Source organism: Streptomyces sp. NPDC058671 (assembly GCF_042716475.1).
GTDB lineage: Bacteria > Actinomycetota > Actinomycetes > Streptomycetales > Streptomycetaceae > Streptomyces.
The window spans coordinates 26,082-45,411 of sequence record NZ_JBHXSA010000016.1; the positions used below are offsets into that span (position 1 = coordinate 26,082).

General features: G+C 74.0%; 9 protein-coding genes. 2 read left to right on the forward strand and 7 right to left on the reverse strand.

What is annotated here, in order from left to right; all coding sequences use genetic code 11:
- Positions 1 to 94: 94 nt before the first annotated feature.
- The 4 genes from ACFWV2_RS20700 to ACFWV2_RS20715 form a co-directional block, all read right to left on the reverse strand.
- Positions 95 to 1,498: a GH1 family beta-glucosidase gene (locus ACFWV2_RS20700; RefSeq protein ID WP_384406435.1), complete on the reverse strand. Its 1,404-nt coding sequence runs from the start codon at positions 1,496 to 1,498 to the stop codon at positions 95 to 97.
- Positions 1,499 to 1,576: 78 nt separating this feature from the next.
- Complete coding sequence (locus ACFWV2_RS20705) at positions 1,577 to 2,515, reverse strand: carbohydrate ABC transporter permease (RefSeq protein ID WP_360790471.1); 939 nt, start codon at positions 2,513 to 2,515, stop codon at positions 1,577 to 1,579.
- Entirely contained in the window at positions 2,512 to 3,477 is a 966-nt protein-coding gene (locus ACFWV2_RS20710; RefSeq protein ID WP_384406436.1) for a carbohydrate ABC transporter permease, read from the reverse strand. Before ACFWV2_RS20710 ends, ACFWV2_RS20705 begins: the two co-directional genes overlap by 4 nt.
- Positions 3,478 to 3,716: 239 nt before the next feature.
- On the reverse strand, positions 3,717 to 5,030 hold the full coding sequence (locus ACFWV2_RS20715; RefSeq protein ID WP_384406437.1) for an ABC transporter substrate-binding protein: 1,314 nt from the start codon (positions 5,028 to 5,030) through the stop codon (positions 3,717 to 3,719).
- A gap of 236 nt (positions 5,031 to 5,266) precedes the next feature.
- On the opposite strand from ACFWV2_RS20715, the gene ACFWV2_RS20720 reads away from it, so the two are divergent.
- Positions 5,267 to 8,044 (forward strand): glycosyl hydrolase, encoded by a 2,778-nt coding sequence (locus tag ACFWV2_RS20720; RefSeq protein ID WP_384406438.1) that lies wholly within the window; start codon positions 5,267 to 5,269, stop codon positions 8,042 to 8,044.
- A 93-nt stretch (positions 8,045 to 8,137) separates the two neighbouring features.
- On the opposite strand, the gene ACFWV2_RS20725 is transcribed toward ACFWV2_RS20720, so the two are convergent.
- Positions 8,138 to 9,163: a LacI family DNA-binding transcriptional regulator gene (locus ACFWV2_RS20725; RefSeq protein ID WP_384406439.1), complete on the reverse strand. Its 1,026-nt coding sequence runs from the start codon at positions 9,161 to 9,163 to the stop codon at positions 8,138 to 8,140.
- Positions 9,164 to 9,422: 259 nt separating this feature from the next.
- On the opposite strand from ACFWV2_RS20725, the gene ACFWV2_RS20730 reads away from it, so the two are divergent.
- A complete protein-coding gene (locus ACFWV2_RS20730) occupies positions 9,423 to 14,156 on the forward strand; it encodes a hypothetical protein (protein WP_384406440.1) in 4,734 nt (1,577 codons plus the stop codon).
- Between the two features lie 37 nt (positions 14,157 to 14,193).
- On the opposite strand, the gene ACFWV2_RS20735 is transcribed toward ACFWV2_RS20730, so the two are convergent.
- Both ACFWV2_RS20735 and ACFWV2_RS20740 read right to left on the reverse strand, forming a co-directional pair.
- Positions 14,194 to 14,826: a hypothetical protein gene (locus ACFWV2_RS20735; RefSeq protein WP_384406441.1), complete on the reverse strand. Its 633-nt coding sequence runs from the start codon at positions 14,824 to 14,826 to the stop codon at positions 14,194 to 14,196.
- Positions 14,823 to 19,226 carry an SNF2-related protein gene (locus ACFWV2_RS20740; RefSeq protein ID WP_384406442.1) on the reverse strand — a complete coding sequence of 1,468 codons (4,404 nt, stop codon included), beginning with the start codon at positions 19,224 to 19,226 and terminating at the stop codon, positions 14,823 to 14,825. The genes ACFWV2_RS20735 and ACFWV2_RS20740 overlap by 4 nt, the downstream gene beginning before the upstream one ends.
- Positions 19,227 to 19,330 lie beyond the last annotated feature (104 nt).

The following is a 19,330-nucleotide window of genomic DNA, read 5'->3' on the forward strand; positions in this document are numbered from 1 at the left end:
ACCGGAACCCGCCGGTGGTTCCCGTCACGGGGCCGCCCCCCCCCTCGCGACCTGCGCCGTCGCCCGCAATCCGGGCAGGCCGCGCGGACCCCGTTCAGGACTCCGCGAGACCTCCCCGCGCGATGACCTCCGCGTACCAGCGGGCGCTGTCCTTCAACGTCCGGCGCTGGGTCGCGAAGTCCACGTGGACGATGCCGAACCGCTTGCTGTAGCCGTACGCCCACTCGAAGTTGTCCAGGAGCGACCACAGGAAGTACCCCCGCACGTCCGCGCCGTCCGCGAGGGCGCGGTGCACCGCCGCCAGATGCGCGTGGAGGTACGCCACCCGCTCCGGGTCCTTCACCCGGCCCGAGGGGTCGGCGTAGTCGTCGTACGCGGCGCCGTTCTCCGTGATCACCAGCGGTACGCCCGGCAGCTCGTCCCGCAGCCGGATCAGGAGCTCGTGCAGCCCGGTGGCGTCCACCGGCCAGTCCATCGCGGTGCGCGGACCGGGGGCCGGCTCGAACCTGACGTGCCGCTCCGCGCCCGCCCACGGCGACGGCGACTCGGAGGTGCCCGCCGCGACGACGGACGGGGAGTAGTAGTTGATGCCCAGGGAGTCGAGCGGCGCCGCCGCCGTCGCCAGGTCGCCGTCCCGTACGAAGGACCAGTCCGTGACCGACGCCGTGTCGCGGACCAGGTCCTCCGGCAGCCGCCCGTGGAAGACGGGGTCGAGGAAGACGCGGTTGGCGACGGCGTCGATGCGGCGGGCCGCGTCCACGTCCTCGGGACCGTCCGACAGGGACCGTACGGCATGGAGGTTGAGGGTCAGGGACACCTCCGAGGAGCCCGGCAGCGCCCCGCGCAGGGCGCGGGCCGCGAGCCCGTGCGCCAGGTTGAGGTGGTGCGCCGCGCGCAACGCGGCCAGGTCACTGGTGCGACCGGGCGCGTGCACCCCGTTGCCGTAGCCGAGGAAGGCCGCGCACCAGGGTTCGTTGAGCGTCGTCCAGGTCGCCACCCGGTCGCCCAGGGCGTCCGCCATGAGGCCCGCGTACTCCGCGAACCGGTACGCGGTCTCCCGGTGCGGCCAGCCGCCCGCGTCCTCCAGCTCCTGCGGCAGGTCCCAGTGGTAGAGCGTGGCCACGGGCCGGATGCCGGCCTCCAGGAGCCGGTCGGTGAGGCGCCGGTAGAAGTCCAGGCCCTTGCGCACGGCGGGGCCGCGCCCGGTGGGCTGGACCCGGGGCCAGGCGACCGAGAAGCGGTAGTCGGTCACGCCGAGCCGCCGCATCAGCGCGATGTCCTCGTCGACCCGGTGGTAGTGGTCGGCGGCGATGTCACCGGTGTCGCCGTTGCGCACCTTGCCGGGCGTACGGCTGAAGGTGTCCCAGATGGACGGGGTGCGGCCGTCCTCCGCCGCGGCCCCCTCGATCTGGTAGGCGGCCGTGGCGGTGCCCCAGCGGAAGGTCTCGGGGAAGCGGAGGGCGGTCGTGGTGTCGGTGCGGGCGTCGAGCGCGGTCATGGGGTGGGCTCCCTGGGGTGAGACGTCTGAGGACATACGGTGGGCGGCTCGTCGGGGACGCGGTGGGCGGCGCGCCGGTCAGCCCTTCACGGCGCCCTGCATGATCCCGCCGACGATCTGCCGGCCGAGCAGGCCGAAGACCAGCAGCACCGGCAGGGTGCCGAGCAGCGTGCCCGCCATGATCACGGACTGGTCGTGGACGTATCCGCCGCCGAGCTGGCGCAGGGCGACCTGGACGGTGGGCTCGGAGGAGGTGAGGGCGACGACCGGCCAGAAGAAGTCGTTCCACGCGGCCATGAAGGTGAGCAGACCGAGCACGGCCATGCCGGGCCGCGCGATCGGCACGACGATCGACCAGAAGATCCGGGCCGTGGAGGCGCCGTCGACCCGTGCGGCCTCGATCAGTTCGTCCGGCAGCGCCTGCATCAGGTACTGGCGCATGAAGAACACGCCGAAGGCGGACACCAGGCCGGGCAGGATCACCGCCTGCAGCTGGTTCACCCAGCCGAGTTCGGCGATCAGCATGAACAGCGGGATCACGCCCAGCTGCGGCGGGATCATCATGGTGCCCACGGTGATCGCGAGGAGCGCCCCACGGCCCCTGAAGCGGAGCTTGGCGAAGGCGAACCCGGCGAGCGTGCAGCACAGGACGGTGCCGAGGGTGATCGAACCGGAGACGATGAAGGAGTTGAGGAGGGCCTTGCCGATGTCGGCCTCCTCCAGGACCGCTTCGAAGTTGCGGATCAGGTTCGGTCCGGGAAGCAGCGACGGCGGGACCTTCGCCAGGTCGGCGTTGGAGCGGCTCGCGGCGACGATCGTCCAGTAGAACGGGAAGGCCGAGAAGAGCACGGCGACGATCAGGATCGCGTACGCGAGCGGACCGGCGTGCAGGGTGCGGCCCGCCCGGGAGGCGCCACGCCGGGGCACGCGCGCGCGTACGGGGGCCGGGGGCCGGGTCGGCGGGTCGGAGGGGCCCTGCGGCGCGGGGGCCGGTGCCGGGGCGATCGGCGCGGTCATCGGCCGGCCTCCTTGCGGGAACGGCGGCGCGCGATCAGGGTGTTGACCCCGACCAGCACCACGATGAGCAGGAACATCACCCAGGCGATGGCGGCGGCCCGGCCCAGATGGAAGAAGCCCCAGCCCTGCTCGTACATGTACAGGCCGAGCGTCTGGTACTGGTGCGAGATGCCGCCCGAGATCGAACCTTCGAGCAGCAGCGGCTCCCCGAACAGCTGGGTCGCGCCGATCGTCGAGACGATGACGGTGAACAGGATCGTGGGCCGCAGCCCCGGCAGGGTGACGTGGAAGAACTGGCGCCACCGCGAGGCCCCGTCCATCGCGGCGGCCTCGTACAGCTCGTTCGGGATGGACTGCATCCCCGCCAGGTAGATCAGCGCGTTGTAGCCCGTCCAGCGCCAGATCACGACCGTGGACACGGCGATCTGCGAGGCGACCGTGCCGTTCTGCCAGTCGACGGGGTCGACGCCGACCAGGCCGAGCGCGTAGTTGATCAGGCCGAAGTCCCGCCCGAAGAGCTGGGCGAAGACCAGGGTGGCGGCGGCCACCGAGGTCGCGTACGGCAGGAGGACCGCGGTCCGCAGGAAGGTGCGGCCGCGCATCCGGTAGTTCAGCAGGTGCGCGAGTCCGAGGGCCATCACCAGCTGCGGCACGGTGGAGAGCACACCGATGGTGAAGGTGTTGCGCAGCGCGGTCCAGAAGTACTCGTCGCCGAGGAGCGCGGTGTAGTTGCCGAGGCCGCGCCACTCCATCGTGCCGGGCGTCTGGAGCTCCACCCGGTAGAGCGAGACGAAGGCCGTGTAGATCAGCGGGAAGAGGCCGAAGGCTGCGAACAGGGTGAAGAACGGGGCGAGGTAGGCGTACGGCGAGAACGTCCGCCAGGCCCGCCGGACCGATCCACGCCGCACGGGCGGCGGGATCGGCCTCGACGGCGCCGGGGTCTCGGATGCGGTGAGGGTCACGGTGCGGCCCTTCGGAGGGGTACGGGGGAGGTGACGAGGCGCGGGGCGAGCCGGGCGCGCGGGGCGGGGGCCGGGAGCGGAGACGGGCACGCGGGGCGGGATGGGCCTCGGGAGAGGGCCGGCCTCGCGGGTCGGCCCTTGCGAGGCGGTCGCGGGGGAGGCGGTCCCGGGAGAGGGCTCGCCCCGCCCGTCAGGTCCTCAGGGCCGCGCCCCCGGGAAGGGCGCGGCGGCCCCGGCGGTCAGCCGATCGTGTTCTCGACGCCCTTCTTCGCGTTCGACCAGGCCTTGTCCGACGAGAGCCCCTTCCGCTCGACCTCGCTGAGCGCGTTCGTGATCTGCTGCGCGATGTTCTGGTCGTGCACGCCGAGCACCTGGACCGGGGCCGCCTTCGCCGCCTCGCCGAAGATCTGCCCGATCGGGGCGTTCGAGAAGAACGGGTCCTTCGCACCGGCGACCTTCGCGATCGAGGCGGTCGCGGAGGGGAAGTTGCCCTGCTTCTCGAAGAGCCTGGTCTGCTGCTCGGGCGCGGTCAGCCACTTCACCAGCTCGTACGCCTCCTTCTTGTGCTTCGCGGCCTTCGGCACCGACAGGTAGGAGCCGCCCCAGTTACCCGCGCCGCCGGGGAGCTTGGCGACGTCCCACTTGCCCTTGCCGGCCTCACCGGCCTGGCCCTTGATGTAGCCGAGCATCCAGGCGGGGCACGGGATGGTGGCGAAGGAGCCGGCCGAGAACGCCTGGTTCCACTGCGGGGACCACTGGTCGAGCTTGGCGCTCAGCCCGTCCTGGGCCGCCTTGACGGAGTGGTCCCAGGCGGTGCGCAGGGCGGGGTTGTCCTCCCAGATCAGCTTCCCGGACGCGTCGTAGTACCGCTCCTTCTCCTGCCCGATCATGATCGAGTAGAGGCTGCCGACGCTGTCGAGCCAGGCGCTCTTGCCGGGTGCCTTCGCCTTGTACTGCTTGCCGAGCGCCAGGTACCCGTCCCAGGTGGACCACTTCCCGGCGAGTTCCTCGCGGTCGGTGGGGAGTCCGGCCTTCGCGAAGAGGTCGGTGCGGTAGCACATGGCCTCGGGGCCGACGTCCGTGCCGAGACCGAGGATCTCGCCGCCCTTGCCGGTCGCGGCGGCCCACTTGGCCGGGGCGAACTGCTCCTTGAGCGCCTCCGCGCCGTACTTCCGCAGGTCCTCGAAGCGGTCCGCCTGCTGCTGGGTGACGGAGGCGATCCGGCCGACCTCGATGGCCTGGACGTCCGCGAGGCCGCCGCCGCCGGCGAGCCGGGTCTGGAGGGACTTCCAGTAGTCGGCCTCGTCCTCGGTGTCCGTCTGCTTGATGGTGACACCCGGGTGGAGCTTCTCGTACTCGGCGTACAGCCCGGCCTCCTTGTACCCGAAGGAGCCGAAGAGGTCGACGGTGAGGGTCACCTCGCCCCCCGCGCCGTCGGCCGACGTGCCGTCCGACGTCCCTCCGCAGGCGGCGAGCAGGGCGCCGGTGAGCGCGACGGCCCCCAGGCGTACGACGGCTCTCCTCGTGGTGCTGGCGGCTCGGGCGATGGGCATGGGAAGCCTCCCTTGGCTCCGGAACGAGCGAGAGGCGCTGAGAGCGCTCTCAAGCGTGCGGGGGGAGCGTGCCTGGGGAGGGGTCCATCCGTCAAGGCTCGAAGGCGTAACGGACGAGAAGAGACGCCAACTCCTCTCTGTGTTCAACCTCTTGACACACGTGTTTCGACGGTTCTACGTTTCCGGCGATCTGAGAGCGCTCTCTGACGACATTCTGACGACATGAGGTGCCGTTCATGCCAGCCCCCCGCAGAAAGCCGGCCGCAGCGCTGGTCCTGGTCTCCGCCCTCGCCGCCCTGGGACTCGGCCCCGCCGCCGCCCCCGCGGCAGCGGCCCCCGTCCCCACGGGCGCCGGAAGCTACTCCGACACCCGCCCCGCCGGAACCTCCGGCCCCACCACCAACACCGGCGCACCGGTCACCCCCAAGGTCACCCCCGCCGCCCAGGGCAAACCGGTCCCCACCAACGACTGGTGGTCCTCCCTGGCCTACCAGCGGTACGGGGACAACCCGTACTCCACCCCGATGTACGGGCATCCGCTCACGTACCAGGCCGTCGCAGGCGGCCTCGAGATCGGCTACCCGACCACCCCCGCCGTCGTCGGCGAGGGGCGTCAGTACGAGTTCGCCCACAAGCGCGACCTCACCCTCGGCCTCACCGGCCTCAACTCGCCCGACACCAAGGCCGACGCCTGGTCCGACTGGACCGTGACCCCCTACTGGTCCGACGGCGCCCGCACGCTGCGGACCACCATCGGCCACGGCATGCCCTTCGTGTACGCCAAGGGCACCGGCGGCGACGCCAGGATCACCACCGCCGCCGCTCCCGCCGTCTTCGCCGACCAGGGCAACGTCCTCGGCATCACCGTCGCGGGCCACCACTACGCCCTGTTCGCGCCCGGCGGCACCGACTGGAACGTCTCCGGCTCCACGATCACCGCCGGCCTGGGCGGCAAGGACTACTTCTCCGTCGCCGTCCTGCCCTCCACCGACGCCCTCGCCACGTACCGCAAGTACGCCTACAGCTTCGTCACCGGCTCCACCGTGAGCTGGAGCTACGACGCGGGCACCGTACGGGCCGCCTACACCCTGACCACCGAGGCGAAGGAGGGAACCGAGCGTGGCACCCTCCAGGCGCTCTACCGGCACCAGTGGCTGCACACCACCGACCCCCTCACCCCGTACACGTACGTCTCGCCCCGCGGCACCATGAAAGTCCGGGAGTCGGCCACCTTCACCACCACCCAGAAGGCCGCCGCGACCCTGCCCGGACTGCCGGGCGGCACCGGCGCCGACACCGCCCGCCTGCGCGGCTACCTGAACGAGGTCGCGAACTCCGCCGACCCCTTCTCCGGAGCCGCGGACACCTACTGGACCGGCAAGGCGCTCGGCAAGCTCGCCCAGCTGGTGCCGCTCGCCGACCAGATCGGTGAGACGGCGCTCCGCGACAAGCTCCTCGGCCAGATCAAGGGCCGCCTCCAGGACTGGTTCACGGCCGGAGGGGCGAACGAGTTCTCGTATGACGCGGCCTGGAAGACCCTCACCGGCTACCCCGCCTCCTACGGCAGCGACACCGAGCTCAACGACCACCACTTCCACTACGGCTACTACGTGTACGCCGCCGCGATCGTCGCCCAGTACGACGCGGCCTGGGCGGCCGACTCCGCCTGGGGCTCCATGGTCAAGACCCTGATCCGCGACACCGCCAACCCCAGCCGCACCGACAGCGCCTACCCCTTCCTCCGGGGCTTCGACGTCTACGCCGGACACAGCTGGGCCAGCGGCCACCAGGGCTTCGCCGCCGGAAACAACCAGGAGTCGTCCTCCGAGTCGACCAACCTCAGCGCCGCCCTCGTCCTCTGGGGCTCGGCCACCGGCAACACCCAGCTCCGTGATCTCGGCACCTACCTGCTGACCACCGAGGGCGAGGCCATCGCCCAGTACTGGTTCGACGCCGACCAGCAGGTCTTCCCCGGCTCCTTCACGCACGACACCGCCGGCATGGTGTGGGGCAGCGGCGCCGCCTACTCCACCTGGTGGACCGCCAACCCCGAGGAGATCCACGGCATCAACGTCCTCCCCGTCACCGGCGGTTCACTCCACCTCGGCGGCCACAAGGACGCGATCCGGCGCAACATCGCCGAGATGGAACGCGAGAACGGCGGACCCGCCGTCGAATGGCGCGACATCCTCTGGGAGTTCCAGTCCTTCGCCGACCCCGCCGCCGCCAAGGCCAAGTGGGACGCCGGCCACGCCGGTTACGCCCCGGAGGCGGGCGAGTCGAAGGCCCACACCTACCACTGGCTCACCGCGCTCAACACCCTCGGCGCGCCCGACGCGACGGTCACCGGATCCATTCCCACCTCGGCCGTCTTCGCCAAGGGCACGACCCGCACGTACGTGGCCCACAACCACGGCTCCACCACCCGCACCGTCACCTTCTCCGACGGCAAGTCCCTTTCCGTGCCCGCGCGTTCCACCGCCACCGGCACCGGGACGGGCGGCCCCGGACCCGACCCCGACCCGGGGCCGGGCACCGGCAACACCTTCCAGCTCCGCACCGGCGGCACGCTCACCACGGCCACCGGCGCCACCGCGGGCAGCGACACCGTCGCCTCGGCGCAGGGCGGCAACCACGACGGGACGCCGAACCGGCCGCTCGTCTACGTGGCCAAGGGCGTCAACGGCACGCTCAAGGCGGGCGGTTCCACCGCCTTCCGCCTCCAGGTCGACGCCGGGACGTCCGTCGGACTCGGGCAGCAGGCCCGGATCAGCTACGACCTCACCGGTGACGGCACCTTCGAACGGACGGAGACGTACCACTACTTCGCCACCGACCCGGTCACGGGCTGGGAGGAGTACGCCCAGGGTCGCGGCCTCAAGTCCGCCACCGGGACGCTCGGCAACCTGAACGGCGGGACCGTCCGCCTCGAGGTCTGGAGCGCCATCGGGAACGGTGACGCGCGGCTCCAGACGGGCACGGACCGGTCCGTGGTCGTCATCCCCTACGACTGACCCGGCTGCGAGGAACCGGCGGAATCGGCGGCGGGCCCGGGTGTGACACCCGGGCCCGCCGTCCCACGCTCTCCCGGGCACTCCACCACGGCGTCAGGCCGAGTCGCGGCGGACCAGGGACGTCGGCGTGATCACGGACTCCGGGATCGCGGACCCGGTCCCGTCGAGCAGCCGCATCAGGAGCTTCGCCATGAGCCGGCCCATGCCCTCGATGTCCTGGTGCACGGTGGTCAGGGCGGGGGCGGTCCTGCGGACCACCGAGTCCATGTCGTCGAAGCCGACGACCGCCACGTCCTCCGGCACCCGCACCCCACGCTCCCGCAGCGTCAGCAACGCACCCGAGGCCATCAGGTCGTTGGCGACGAACACCCCGTCGACGTCCGGCCTCCGGTCGAGCAGCTCCGCCATGGCGCGGGCGCCGCTCTCCTCGGTGAAGTCGCCGCGGCAGAGCAGAGCGGGATCGGCGTCGATCAGGACGTCCCGATAGCCGTGCAGCCGGTCGAGCGCGGACGTCTGGTCGTGCGGCCCGGAGATGTGGGCGATGTTCCGCCGTCCGAGCCCCACCAGGTGCCGTACCGCCTCGCGGGCACCGCCGCGGTTGTCGCAGTCGACGAACGGCACCGAAGGATGCGTGCCCGGATCCGGCCGCCCGCCGAAGACCACCGGGATACGGGTCCGGTCGATCACGGCCGGCAACGCGTCGTCGTTGTGCACCGAGAAGGCCAGTGCGCCGTCGACGTGCCCGCCGCCCAGGTAGCGGGCGATCCGCTCATGGTCCCCCGGCCCCTCCAGCCACAGCAGCACCAGCTGGGTGTCGTGAGCCGCCAGCTCCCGGCTGATGCCCCGCACCTGCTGCTCGAAGAACGGGTCGGAGAAGATCCGGAACTCGGGTTCGGCGATGATCACCGCCACGGCGCCGTTGCGCCTGGTCACCAGCGTGCGAGCGGCGTGGTTCGGCACGTAGCCGAGCTCGTCGACGGCCCTGCGCACCTTCTCGACCAGCGGAGGCCGCACGCCCGCACCCCCGTTGACGACCCGGGAGGCCGTGGCGCGGGACACGCCGGCGCGAGCGGCGACGGCTTCCAGCGTGGGGCGGGGCCCCGTGGTCTGCTCGGGCAAGGCGGGCGCTCCTCGGCTGCGTGGCGCGGTCTGCGGTCTGCGGTCTGCGGTCTGCGGTCTGCGGTCTGCGGTCTGTGGTCGTCGGGCCGTCGAGTGGGGCTGTGGGGCTGTCGGGTCCGGGCGGTACCGTGACGGTCCGTGTGGATCAGGATATCCGCAGCGCCCACCCTTCTGAGAGCGCTCCCAACAGTCCGGGGCGGAGGAGTCGAGCGCGACCTCCCGGGACACGGTGTCACTGGCGCGTGCGACGATCCGGAGCATGATCGTCTCGCTCGAATCCCTGTTGCCCGTCGGCGGTACGCACACCTCGACGACGTACGCCGACTGGGTCGCCGCCCACGACCCGGACGCGGCCGCGACGGCGCGCGACCTGGTCCAGGACATGACGGCCGAGCTCAACCGTTCCTGGTCCAAGCCCGGCGCGTTCGTCGACGCCATGGCACGGCGGGCACGGCGGCTGCCCTCGGCGCACCTGCCGTGGTTCTGGGACACCGTGGGCCACCGGCTGATCGGTTACGGGAGCAGGCCGGGCGGCCGGGCGTACGTGGCGGCGCGGACGGCGGAGGCCGAGCACGGGCTCCCGGTCGACCCCGCCTACCGCCGGGCCAACGGGCTGTTGTTCGCCAGGGGCGGGGCCATGCCGGCCAAGGAGTTCGGTGCCCACCAGAAGTTCCTCGCCGAGACCCTGGAGCCCGCGGAGGCGCACGCGGCCCTGGGGGCGTTCCTGACCGCGTGGGCGGGCTCGAAGGCGGACCTGCCGGCGGACCTCGTGCGCCGGGTGCGGGCCTCCGCCAAGGCCGCGGGGCACGGCGAGGACGAGGTCGCGCGGGTCGTCGGCGCGATCGTCTCGGCGACCCGGAAGAAGTCCGTGCCGGACGCGCTCCTCACGGCCGCAGAGCCGGTCCTGACGGCCCATCCGCCGACGGACGAGGTCACGGCCGGGCTCGTCGAGGTCTTCCCCGAGGGCGTCACGGACGGCGGGGCGTGGCTGCGCGTGCTGATCGGCTGCGGGGCGACGAAGGCGATGGAGACCGGACGGGTGGTACCGGAGGGCGGACTGCACCACTGGGTCGGGCACTTCGTCCACATGTACCAGTACGCGAAGCAGTCCGGCGGAGGAGTCGGCCGGCAGCCGCTCCCGCCGGAGTTCCTCGACCTGGTGGGCCGGCTCGGACCGCGCCTGCGGGCGGCGGGTCAGCCCGTGACCGTGCACACCACCCGGCACCACTACCAGGGGTTCGACGCGGACGTCCTCGACGCCTGTCTCGCTGCCGGGGTCACGGTCGTGGACCGCGGTCCGGAGACGCGGATGCGTTTCTGGGGCGAGCGGTCCCGGCGGGACCTCGCCGCACTCGCGGCCGACCCGGTGTTCGGCGCTCGCCTCGAAGGAACGGTGCACGCCCGTCTGATGCCCGACGGGTTCAGGGCGCACGGGCGCAAGCCCGGCAGCGCGGTGACGCTGCTCCCGGGCAACGAGGGCATCGCACACGAGGTGGCCAACCGGGTCGGCAAACTCGTCGACACCGTCGGGGGTGGCGGCATGGCGGGAGCCGAGGAGGCCGTGGCCGAGCTGGAGACCCTCCTCGACCGGCCGACGGTGACGGCGCTCGGCGGAGTCGTCGACGCCCTCGCGGACGCCTCCGCCGCGGGCGCGCTGCGCCGCTCGCTCACGGCCGGACTGCCGGAGGAACTGGCCTGGCCGGCCCTGGAGGCGGTGTACGGAGAGTTCGCGGCGGACGCGGAGCCCGGTGCGGCCGGACTGCCCGGTGTGGAGGGCGTGACCTGTACCTGGCCGGTGCTGACGGTGTTCGGGCGCGAGCGGGCCGTCGCCGTCGACCCCGACGGAGTGCGCGGTTCCTGCCGGTTCACGGTGCCCGAGGACGCGACCATGTTCGCCGTCCACTACGTGGGCGGCTCCTTCCTGGTCAGCTGGAGCACCCAGCAGAGCCCGTACCACTGCGACCGGGCCGCCTGGGCCGACCGCCCGGAGGAGCCGTTCACCCCGACCGAGCTGGGCGGCCTCGTGCCCTTCGGCGGCAGTCTGGACGGGGCCTACGGCTTCCAGTTCGAGACCGCCGACGGCGGCGGCCGGCACGGAGGCCGCCGGGTGACCCGCCCCGGCGACACGGAGGGGATCGACCGGGACGAGCTGCAGCTCGGTGACGGCTCCCGGATCTGGACCAACGCCGTCTACGGACGGAGGCCGTGGGAGCTCGTGGACCCGGTCACCGGCGAGCGCCGCGGAGCCACGCCGCTGCCGGACTTCCCCGGCCGCACCCCCCATCCCGACCCGGCGGCGGAACCGTCGGAGGCCGGCATGTCCCTCGCCCGCGAGGCCCTGCAACTGGCGCCGCTGCCCGAGAGCCTCGACGACTCCCCGCTGGGCAGCCGCAACGGCCTGGTCGGGACCCGGATCCTGTACCGCACCCGGTACCGGGACAACGCGCCCGACCACTTCCTGGTCGAGAGCATCGACGGGCGTACGGCCCGCTTCGACATCGACCGGCAGGGCCAGGAGCCGTGGGGGCTGTGGGCGCCGCCGGAGGGCGCCGTGGAAGACGTGGTCCTCGCCGAGGCGGAGACACACACGGGCGTCCGCGCGTACACCGCCGACGGGAGCCTGCTGTGGGAGCAGGACGGGCACCGGTCGCCCCGGCACCGCCCGGGCCGGCCGAACCGGCGGGTGACCGTGTCCCACGGCGTGGCCCTGCCCCCGGCCTTCTGGTACCTGCTGCGGACCCGTGACCAGGCCGGCTCCCGGGCGCTGCGGACCGTGGCACTTCCGACCGCCGAGGCGCTCCTGGCCGCCGCCCTCGGCGACGACCAGGAGGCGCTGCGCACGGCCGTCGCGCGGGAGCTGCCCGGGATCACCGACCCGGTCCTCCGCGAGGCCGTCGTGGCGGTGGCCTGCCGAGCGGCCCGGGTGGAGGAGCGGCGGCGCGCCCTGCACCGGCGGGTCACCCTGCTCGCCGAGGCGCCGCCCGCCCCGCCGCGCCGGACCGCCCCGGACAGGGAGCTGATGCCCGCCCTGTTCGGGCTGGTCGCCGAGGGCGGGCGTGACACCTGGCGGCGGACCCGGGACGTGGTCCTGCCGGCGACGCTGACCGCCCTGGTCGCCGACGGCGCCTGTCTCACCGGGACGATCGCGGAGGAGGTGCGCCGCCTCTCCCCGCCCGCGCCGCCGCACGACTGGTCGCAATTGCTCGGCGCGATCGACGCCGTCGCCTGGCGGGCGGCGGTGGCACCGACCCCGGACGCGGAGCGGGCCGCCCTGATCGCGCTCCTGGACACCTGGGCCGACCAGCCGTTCGCCCGCGAGGGCAGCCGCTGGTGGGTGGGCGGCACGTCCGACGCCGAAGCCCTGGACGCCCTGCGGGAGGGCGGGACGGCCGTGGTCTCCGCAGGGGTGCGGGGCGGCGGGGCGGCCCGCTGGTTCGTCGCGCCCGCCGCGAAGGAGACGGAGGCCGACCCCGTCCCGGCTGCGGCCCCCGAGGCCCGGCTCGTGCGCGTGGAGCGGGACGACGCCGCCCGGCTGCGCGCCCTGCTCGCGGCGATCGACGCCCATGGACCCGTTCCCCTCCCGGAGTCGGCGGCCGTGCGCTTCGCCGAACTGACAGGAGTACGCCGGGCGGTGGCCCGGCTCGTGGTCGCCGGTCTGGTCGGCAGGCCCGGCAGGGAGGAGGACCGTGCCCTCGCCCGCAAGGCGCCGTACAAGGCGACCGCGTCGACGGCCGAGTCCTACGAGGAGGTGCGCGCGCGCCTCGGGGCCGCGGGGCGCAGGGCCGTCCTGGCCGCGGCCCTGCCCGACGACCCGGCGGGGCTGTGGCGGCCCGGCGGGGTCGAGGCCGCTGTGGAGCGGATGGCCGGGGTGTGGCGGGAGCTGATCGGTGTGCGGGCCGCCGTGGACGACGAGGCGGCCGACGCGCTGGAGGCCGGCCTGGGACTCTCCGAGGTCTGGGCCCGGCGACTCGCGGGCGGCTACGGGGCCGCCGAGGACACCAGGGTGCCGGCCGCCGGCTGGGAGCTCGCGGCGCGGACGTACGGCACGGCGGTGGATGTCAGGGCCGTGCCGCCGGCCGGTACCGACGTGCGTCGTCGCGCCCCCGTGGGCCTCCCGCTGGGGCGGATCGCGAGCGCGCTGGTGTGGGCGTGGACCGACCGGCCCGTCGGCGATCCCGCGATGGCCGGGGCGAACGACCTGCACGACCGGCTGCGGGCCGAACTGGCGCGTCCGGAACTGATCCTGGAGCTGGGCGGGCACATCCAGGACACCACCGCGCCGATCGCGGAGCGGTTCGGGCCCGCGACGCTTCCCGTGGCGATGGACCGCCGCAAGGACGAGGACGAGCCGCTGTCCGTCACCGCGTACGACTCCGGACCGCTGGTGGTGTGCGCCCCCGGCGGCGCCGCGTTCCTACGGCCCGCCGAGGTCGCCGACCCCGAGGCGTGGCGGCGGGTCCGCGGGATCACCGGCCTCGCCGAGGAGCTCGACAGGATCGCGGCGCTCCTTCCCGGCGGCGGCGTCGACCGGATGAGGCACCGGGCCGCCTCGGGAGCCGTACCGGACGGCGCGTACGAGGCGGATCCGCGCCACTCCTGCCCGGAACTGGTCGCCCGTGCCGCGCGGGAGCTGGGCGTGGGCACGGACGCGGCCGCGCTGTACCTCCAGTTGGCGACGCTCGCGGCGCCCACCGAGCGGAACGTGCGCCGGTGGAACGGCTGGACGACCAAGCGGCACGCGGAGGTCCGGGCGGAACTCCTCACCACCGGCGCGGTGATCGAGGCCAAGCGCGCACGGGCCGGCCGGACCCTGTTCCTGCCCGGCGCGTGGACCGAGCTGAAGGCCCCGCACCTGCCGCTGGAGACCGTGAAGCTGGCGAGCCACCTGGTGCGCCCGTTGTGGGCCCAGCACATCGAGGCGCCGTTCGAACGGGTGCTGCCGCCGGCGCCCCTCCACGAGATGTTCGCCGAGGCATGGGAGCGCGACCGGTGACACCGGTCCCCGAGGGGCGGGGGCCCGGTGGCGCCCGCTACCTCCGGGTCGGCGCCCGCAGCGCCGTACGGGCCGCGCGGTACGCCACGGCGGGGTCGGGGTGCGGAGCCGCGGCCGGCTGCCAGATGCCGTAGCGCTCGACGTACGGGTGCCAGAGGCCGTCGGGACCGTACCGCAGCTGGACCCGGGCGGGCGCGTCGGTGAGGTGGTTGTTATGACGTTCCACCGGGGCTGTGGGGGAGGGGCGGAGCGGTTGGACGGCGTGCTCCGCCGCGCCGAGGACGTCGGGCTCCGCCGGCTGGGGCATGAGGAACGTGGCGACGGCGGGCCGCCCTCCGTACCGGTGCGCCAGGGCCAGGAGCTTCATCCGCCCCGGTGACACGCCGAGTCGCTCGGCGGCGGGCTCCAGATGGGTGTCTCCGCTGCGGGCGACGAACCGGGCGAGATCGGCGGTGACGTCGTCGACGTCCTCGAACGCCCCCGCGAGGACATCGACGCCTCCCGGGGTCTCCAGCAGCGCGGCCGCGCGGTGGGCGGCGTCGGCCACGAGCGCCCGCAGGGCGTCCAGGTCGGGCAGCGGTGGCGGGGGCGGATCGGTGAGGCCGTCCAGTACGGAACCGATGCCGGGGGTGTCACCGTGGGGGACCGGCCCCGCCGTCGAAGGGGTCATTCCGGGCCTCCCAGGCTGACGAGGTCGGCGAGTTCACGGTCGCTGAGCCGGGCGAGGCCGGTGTCCCCGACGCCGAGGACCGTGTCCTGCAACGCCCGCTTGTGCGTGAGCAGTTGATCGATGCGGTCCTCGATCGTGCCGCGGGTGACGAGCCGGTGCACGGTGACGGACCGCCGCTGCCCGATCCGGTGCGCACGATCGGAGGCCTGGTCCTCGACCGCCGCGTTCCAGCTGCGGTCGAAATGGACGACATGGCTCGCCCTGGTCAGGGTGAGGCCGGTGCCACCCGCCTTGACCGAGAGCACGAACAGCGGTGAGCGGCCCGCCTGGAAGCCGTCGACGAGCTCCTGCCGCTGCCGGGTGTCCAGGCCACCGTGGAGGAACAGGGGGCGATGACCCAGGTGGGTGAGGTGTTCGGTGAGCAGCCGTCCCATGGTGACGTAACTCGTGAAGACGAGCGCGGCCTCGCCGCGCCCGGTGATCGTCCCCACGAGGTCGTCGAGCGCCTCCAGCTTGGCCGACCGGGCCGTGAACTCCGCCGCGCGGGACCGGCCGGGGTGGTCCTCGCCCCGGTAGTGGGCCGGGTGGTTGGTGATCTGCTTCAGCGCGGTGATCAGCCTGAACACCAGACCGGACCGCGCGAGGGACGGGGAATGGGCGAGCTGTTCCATCGTCTCGCGGACGACGGCCTCGTACAGGGCGACCTGCTCGGCGGTGAGTTCGACGATCCGCCGGGTCTCGACCTTCGCGGGGAGTTCGGGGGCGACCCCGGGGTCGGTCTTCCTGCGGCGCAGCAGGAACGGCGCGATCAGCCGGGCGAGCCCGCGCGCCGCCGGTCCGTCCGGGTCGCGCTCGGCGGCGGCCGCGTACCGGGACCGGAAGGCTCTGAGAGTGCCGAAGAGGCCCGGGTTGACCCAGTCGAGCAGGGTCCACAGTTCGGAGAGGTTGTTCTCCACCGGGGTCCCCGTCAGCGCGAGACGCGTGGTCGAGGTCAGCGCGTGCAGACGCCGGGCGGTGGAGGAGGTGTGGTTCTTGGCGTGCTGGGCCTCGTCCGCGATCACCAGGTCCCAGTCGCGGGAGGCCAGTTCGGTGTCACGGCGCAGGACACCGTACGTGGTGAGGACGACGGTCCGGTCCCCCGCGGCTTCGAGGCTGCGCCGACTGCCGTGGTAGACGGTGACGTCGAGTCGCGGCGCGAACCTGCGGTACTCCCGCTCCCAGTTGGTGACCAGCGACGACGGACACACCACGAGGACCGGGCCGCGATGCCCGCTCTCGTACCGGTGGAGGGTGTACGCGATGGCGGTGAGGGTCTTGCCGAGGCCCATGTCGTCGGCGAGGACCGCGCCGAATCCGGTCCCTCCGGTGTGAGAGAGCCAGGACAGCGCCCGTTCCTGGTAGCCACGGAGTACGGCTTCGAGGCCGGCGGGCGGGGGGACCGGGGGCGCGTGCTCTCCCCGGCGCAGCACGTCGACGACACCGGCGAGGTCCCCGCCCGCCCGGCACGGCACCGTGCGGCCGTCGACGTCCACGGTTCCGGTGAGGGCGGCGGTGAGCGCGTCGATTCCCACGAGGCGGCCGATCTCCCGACGGCGGACGCGCGCGACCGTGAGGGGATCGAGCAGCACCCATCGGCCCCGCACCCGGACCAGGGGTCGGGCCGCCTCGGCGAGCTCGTCCATCTCGGCCTCGGTCAGCACGTCCCCCCCGATCGCCAGTCGCCAACGGAAGTCGAGCAGCGCCTGAAGACTGAACCGGGGGGCTCCGCCGACGGCTTCGCGGGTGCCGGTCGGGGCGGCGCCCGCCGTCCCGGTGCCGCTCTCCGCGCCGACGACCGTGTGGGCGGACAGCAGGTCGCGGAGTCCGGGCGGCCAGCGCAGCACCAGACCCTCGGCGGCCAGGTCCGTCTCGGCCTCCAGGAGCCGCCCGATCCCCGCCGCGTCCGCCACCAGGCGTTCGGGCGTGGTGAACAGGCCGGACAGGACCGCGCAGCGGCGGACGGAGCGCTCCAGGCGCCGCCGTACCCGCTCACGCAGGTGGTACGGCTCCGCACCCGCCGCGGCGCTCCGGCCAGGTCCGAGGGAAGTCGCGGGCACCTCGTGGTCCGGTCGGGACGGGTCGACGGCCACGAGGAGACGGCCGGTCAGGCGACCGGCGACGGCGTCCGCCTCGGACGGTGCGGCGAACTCCACGACGAGTCCGGGTGGCGGACCCGGGTCGAGCCGGTCCTCGACCATGTCCAGCCACGGCCGCACCCGCTCGGTCACGTCCTCGGGGAGCGGGCGGCCGGCCGGGGCGAGGAACGGGCCGGTACCGAAGAGGACCGCGGCCGGGGGCCGGAGCAGGGTGTCGGCGAGGGCGTCGAGGAACGCCGGTACGGTGTCCCGGGCACCCGGCGCCGTCGCCACGACGGGGTGAGGAGCCGCACGCAGGGACAGTTCCTCCAGGGCCCGGACGGTGGCGACCGGAAGCGGCCCCGTCCGCCACCGGTCCACCCCGGCCACGGAGAGCGCCGGGCGGACGTGCCCCGCGGCGACGGCCCGCAGCCCGAGCCGGGCCGCCTCTTCCCACCCCTTCGCCGTCGGATGCCACCCGGTGGCCCGGTCGCGCCGCAGCAGTACGGGAACGGCCCGGTCCAGCGGGACCCGCCACCCCACGACCGGCACGGGCGCGGACTCCGGGGCGAGGAGCAGCGGGCGGCGCGTCACGGAGAGCGGCTCCGGTAGGTCGGCGCCCGGCATCGGCGCCCCGTCGGCCCGGTGGAGCAGCAGCCCGGCCGCGTCGCCGTCGCCCGCGTCGGGGAGGAACGTGACGGCGCATCCGGCGGCGAGGGCCTCCCGGACGACATCGGCGACCGGGACCCGCGAGACGGGGGAGGGGCGGCGGTCGCCTTCACCGCCTGCACCGCCGTCGCCGACCACCGGTGCGGCGGCAGCGGGTTGCCCGGACGGGGCGGATCGCGGCGGGGGGACGGAAGCCGGATCGGGCGCGGGGTCCGGGGACCGGGGCGGAGGCACCGCCATGGGCCGCGGCAGGGGCACGGCACCCGGCACGTGCGACGGGGCCGCCGGGGGAGTGCGCGCGGTGTCGACGGCGACCAGCTCGGCCATCAGCGCCGACGCCGCCGCGCGGCGGGCGTCCGCCTTCGACTTCGCACGGGCGGTGACCCGTACCTTCTCGCCCGTCCGCACCAACGTGCAGGAGTAGGTGCACGCGACGGTCCTGGGGGCGGCCGCGAACGTGGACTCCGGCTTGGAGATCAGCTCCAACTGGGTGTATTTGTTCAGGTACTTCACCGGGTCCTGACCCGTCGGCACGGGCTGGATCCGCGCCGTCGGACGCTCCCCGCCGTCGTCCGGGCCCCGCTCCTCCTCGGGCTCGGGCAGACCCGTCAACGCGGCCAGGAGGGCGACCGCCCCGAGGTGCACGGCCTGGCGACGGTCACGTGCCGTGCGCTCGGCACCCTCGACCGCAGGGCCGAGGGCCGGCGGGCGTGTGCCGTCGACCGCAGGGCCGTCGCCGGGCAGGCGGGTGCCCTCGCCGTCGTCCCAGCTCCAGCGGCAGGAGAAGCCTCCGTCGGACGGGACGACAGTGTGCCGGGCCTCCGCCCCCCGTTCCTCCGCGTGCCGGCGCAGGAGCGTGGCCGCCGCGGACTGCATGCGGGCGGCGACCCGCAGGGCGCACAGGCGCGGTTCCCGCCAGGCGGGTCCTCGCGCGCCGAACAGCAGGAGCTGCACGTCCCGGTGCCGCAGTCGGGCCGAAGCCGCGCGGCGGACGACCTCGGCCGCCAGCTCCTCGCCGGGTTCCCCCGTGGCGATCCGAGCGTGCAGCAGCGACTCGAAGACCTCCGCGCGCATGCCCGGCGCGCGGAGCCGGCCGCCCCCGGTCTTCTCCGTCGGCCCCTCGACCCCGGCGAGCCGGCGCAGCAGCGCGTGGGCGGCGGCCCGGCGGGCCGCCGCCGTCGTCGGGGCGCTCCGCGGGGGGCCGGTCACCTGGGCGTCGGCCGGCCCGATCCGTACCGCCGCCGTGTGCAGCACACGCCCGTTCTCCAGGTGCTCCGCCGCCTCGTCGTACGTCAGGGGTGGCCAGGACTCGATCTGCGCGTGCGCCGTGAGCACCTGCTGCGGGACCTCCGGCGTGCCGTCGAGGCCTTCGACGGCGAGGCGACGGGCCGGCAGCCACGCCGGGTGGTCGTCCGTGACGAGGAGGAGCATCCGCAGATCCGGTCGCGTGAGCCGGCCCGCCCGTGCCAGGCTCTCGGCCTCGGCCACGATCTCCGCGTCGAAGCGGCTCTGGAGGACGGCGCTCCTGGCCCGTTCGTGCCAGGGGGGCCGCACACCGGCACCCGTGGGAGCGCCGGACTGCCGGACGTCGTCGGCGAGCTGGGGACGACCACCCACCAGGGGACCCTCCGTACGCGGAACGTGATGGAACGTGCGCGTTCAGTATACGGAGCCGGGCGGTCCTCGATCCTCCAACGGGCTTCCGACGGGCCCCGGTTGCC